At 77.7% G+C, this 4,171-nt stretch carries 2 protein-coding genes; one reads left to right on the top strand and one right to left on the bottom strand.

Going from position 1 to position 4,171, the window contains the following annotated elements; all coding sequences use genetic code 11:
* Positions 1-207: 207 nt before the first annotated feature.
* Positions 208-1,887, bottom strand: coding sequence for a PucR family transcriptional regulator (locus ABD211_RS33400; protein ID WP_344140572.1), 1,680 nt, complete (start codon positions 1,885-1,887; stop codon positions 208-210).
* A 75-nt stretch (positions 1,888-1,962) separates the two neighbouring features.
* Between ABD211_RS33400 and ABD211_RS33395 the strand changes: the two genes are divergently transcribed.
* Positions 1,963-4,171 (top strand): tetratricopeptide repeat protein (locus ABD211_RS33395; protein WP_344140570.1); only part of this gene is annotated, 2,209 nt, incomplete at its 3' end.

Below are 4,171 nucleotides of genomic sequence, written 5' to 3'. Positions count from 1 at the left end.
CGTGCGGCCAGGCGGATCGGGCCGAGGCCGGCCCGGCCGCGTGGGGCGCGGGGCCGCGTGGGGGGTGCGGCCCCGCCGCCCGGCCGGCGACCCAACCCAGCGAGTACGCGCTGACGCCGACGACCACGGCGGTCACCGTCATGAGCGCGACCACCCGACGACGGTTGAACATGTGTCCAGTATCAGGTGGTTTATGCCGATTGCTGGTCAGGCGTCCCTGATGGCGTCGAGGGCGAGCAGCGCCACGTGCAGGGACAGGCACGCGTCCACCGACTCCAGGTCGGCGTTGAGGATCCGCTCGATGCGGGCCAGCCGCTCGTAGAGCGCCTGGCGCGACAGGTGCGCCGCGCCCGCCGCCGCCGACTTGTTGCGCCCCTGCTCCAGGAAGGCCCGCAGCGTCCCGAGCAGCTGGTCGCGCGGGTGCTTCGCGTCGTGCGCCAGCAGCGGCCCGAGCTCGCGCTCCACGAACGTCTGCAGCCTCGGCTCGTCGCGCAACAGGTGCAGCAGGCCGGCCAGCCCCACGTCCGGCAGCCGGAACACGGGCACCGCGCGCCGGTCGTGCCGGGCCGCGTCGGCCACCTGGCGGGCCTCCATGAGGGAGCGCCGCGCCTCGCGCGGACTGTCCACGGCGGACCCGGCCGCGATGGTGAGCCCTGAGCGCGGCGCCTCCGCGCCCGGCTGCCCCCGGTGCGCCGCGTCGTCGGCCAGGCGGCGCAGCGCGACGGCGAGCTGGTCGACCGAGCCCGGCTCGTCGTCGGTCGGGCGCAGCGCCAGCAGGGCGCCCACCGACCGGTCGTCGAGCGTCGCGACGAGGCCGGTGAGCTTGGCGTCGCGGATCGCCTGCCCGACCGCCTCCGCCAGGTCGCGCAGGCGGGCCTGGGCCGCCTCGGCGGCCCCGCCGTCCTCGCCGCCGCCGCGCACCACGAGGCCCACCAGGCGTCGGCGCTCCAACGGCACGCCCAGCGCCTTCGCCCGCAGCACCACCTCGTCGACGGGTCGGCTGTGGTCGAGCAGCGCCGCGAGCAGGGAGCCGTGGATCTGCCGCTCCAGCCCCTCGGCGTCGCGGCGGATGAGCCGGCCGAGCGCCAGAGTGGACGCCGCCCGCTCGATGAGGATGGTCAGCCGGCTGGGCGGCGCGGCGGCGCCCGTACTCGTGGTGTCGGGTTCGGGGGGCCAGCGCAGCAGCAGCCGGCCCCAGTCCTGGCCCCGCGCGCCGACCGTCGTGACCAGCCAGCCGGCGGCCGGGTCGTAGGCCGTGCGGCCGGGCGGCGCGATCCGCCGCGAATGCGCCTCCCAGCCGTCGAGCAGCAGGTCGGCGCGCTCGCCCGCCGCGTCGTACGCGAGCACCTGGCGGGACAGGTTCTCCAGCACGACCGGGCAGCCCGCCAGTGTCGCGGCCTGGTGCACCACCTCGGCCGGCGCGGCGCCCTCGACGGACAGCTCGGTGAACCGCTGGTGGATCTCCTCGGTGGCCCGCACCTCGGTGACCTGCGCGTTCACGATCAGCGCGTGCACCGCCTCGGTGACCGCCACGAACGGCGTCGTCCGGCGGAGCATCACCAGCGGCAGGCCGCGGTGCTCCGCGAGGCTGACCATGCAGCGCGGCAGGTGGTCGGCGAACCGGCGCCCCAACTCCACCACGACCCCGGCCGCGCCCACATCCGCCAGACCCCCGATGAAGGCACGCAGCCCTTCGTCGTCGCTCGGCAGTCCGATTCCCGTCGTCAGGACCAGCTCGCCGCCGCGCAGCAGCGTCGCGATGTCGGGCACCTCGGCGACGTGTACCCAGCGCACGGGCCTGTCCAGGCTGGTCGCGCCCGCCACCACCTGCGGCCCGCCGTTGCGGACGGGGTCGAGCGCGAGCACCTCGCGGACGGTGGGGAACACGGCTCCTACGCTAGGCGATCACTCTTCGCACAACTCAGGGATGCGGACGGTGATGTCAATCGATAGTCTTCTTGCGTGTTGGGCGAACTGCTCACCGTAGCCGCCGGCCAGCAGGGCCGATGGGAGTTCGCCGCTGCCCGCGACACGCTGCGGGCCGCCCTCGACCGCGGCGGCCAGCCCGGCGAGGTCGCCACCGCCCGCCGCATGCTCGCCGAGGTGCTGCGCGAGCTCGGCGACGACGACGCGGCCTACGACCTGGCCTACGCCGCCGTCCGCGAGTGCCGCCGCCACCTGGGCAAGGTCCACCCCGCGACGGTACGGGCGACCGCGCTGCTCGGCGCGATCATCCACGACCGCGGCGACCTCGACCTGGCCGAGGAGACGTACCGCGAGGTGATCGAGTCGGGCCTCGCCGCCGGCGACCCGGCCGGCCCCACCGGCCGTGCGGTCGCGCTGGCCCGCGCCAACCTGGCCCTGCTCACCCGCGACCGCGGCGACCCCGAGCGGGCCCGCGACCAGCTCGCCGCCGCGTACGCGGCGTTCCGTCGGGCGTACGGGCCGGGTGACCCGGACGCGGTGCGCCTCGGCGTGGAGCTCGCCGCCCTGCACCGGTTGCTCGGCGATCTCGTCTCCGCCCGGCGCGTCCTCACCGTGGCGCACGCCGGGGCGCGCAGCGCCTTCGACGACCATCACCCGCTGACCGTCCAGCTCGAACGGGCGCTCGCCGAGGTCGAGCCGCCGATGCCGGCCCGGCTGGCCATCCCGCCGGGCGTCGACCCGGTCCTCGACGCGGAGGACGAGGAGCCCTCGGGCATCTGGCGGACCCGTGCGGGCCGGGCTCCCAAGCAGCGCCGCGTGCCCCGCCAGCGCCCGGCCCGCCACTCCGCGGACGATGACGACGAGCCGGAGTCCGGCGCGTGGGAGACGTCCGAGGGCGACGGCTCCTCGGGCGGGTGGCTGCCGTCCGAACGCCCGGACCCGCGCGGCCCCGTCGCGGGGCGCCGGCCACCGGGCACCTCGGGCGGTCGTATTCAACCGCCGCGTCGTCGCCCGCCGCACGAGCCGTCGGGCGGGTGGTCCGACACGGAGTCGTCGGGGGGTTGGGCGCCCGGTGGGTCCACCGGTGCCTGGCCCGCGACCGACCGGTCGGGAGTCTGGCCGGTCAGCGAGTCCTCGGGCGCGTGGTCGGTCCCGGAGCCGTCGGGGGAGTCCTCGGGAAGCTGGGCGCCGCCGCAGCCGCGTCGTCGGCCCGCCCGGCCCGCCGAGCGCGACGTGCCGATCACCGCCTGGGCGCCGCCGCCTCCCGACCCCGCCCCGCACTCCGGTGGGAGACCGTCCGGCACTTCTCCGGCGGACGGTCCCACGCGGCGTCCGGAGGCAACGGACGGGCCTCCAGGGGCATCGGACGGGGCGTCGCGGCGTCCGGCACCAGCGGAGGGCGCCGGGCGGCACGCGGATGTGGCGGACAGCGCGGTGCGGCCCGGCGGACGCGACGTGCCGGAGCCGTCAGGCCCAGCGTGGACGGCGCCGTCCGTCGCCGGTTGGCTGCCAGCGCCGATCGGCCCGCCGCCGGCCGGCATCGGACCGCCGCCGGTTTCCGCCCCCGTGTCGGGCATCGCGTCCGGTCCGGCACCCGTGTCGGGCATCGCGTCCGTCCCGACGGCGCCGTCAGGCGTCGCGTCTGCCCTGACGCCCGCTGCCGGCGTCGCGCCGCCGTCCCTGGACACGGCCACCACCGCGGTCGGCCTGCCACCGGTCCCGCCCGACGGCGCTGAGCCGTTGGCGTCGGCCATCGCCGACGACGGGGCGCCCCCGCCGCGCTCCCTGGCGCGCGCGACGCCGCCGATGGTCCCGGTGCCGCCGCCCCCGCTCTTCCCAGCCACCACCTCGTCCGGCGACGAGTCCGCCGCGATCCGGCTGCCCAACCCGCGCGAGACCGGCTCGCGGCCAATGCCCACCGGCCCGCACCGGTCGGTGCCACCGCCCGGCGCCGCACCGCATCCCGGCGGTCCGCCGGAACTCGCCTCGTCGGGTGGCGGCCGCGACCGTTCCCCGTTGTCGGCGACGGGTTCGCACCGGACCGGACCACCGCCGGACCTGGCGCCGGATCTGCCCAGGCCGGGCCACCCGCCCGCGATGCCGAGACCCGGCTCCGCCACACCCGTGGGCTCGCCGTGGGCCGCGGCACCGTCGCGGATGGACGGTTCGCCCGCCCGGCGCCGGCCGGGTGCGCCCGCCTCGGGCCCGCTCCGCCCCGCGCAGCCACCCGGCGGCTCACCCTCCG

It is taken from the genome of Luedemannella flava (assembly GCF_039528515.1).
GTDB lineage: Bacteria > Actinomycetota > Actinomycetes > Mycobacteriales > Micromonosporaceae > Luedemannella > Luedemannella flava.
The sequence above is the reverse complement of the archived record's forward strand: the minus strand, read 5'-3'. Positions and strand labels throughout refer to the sequence as shown.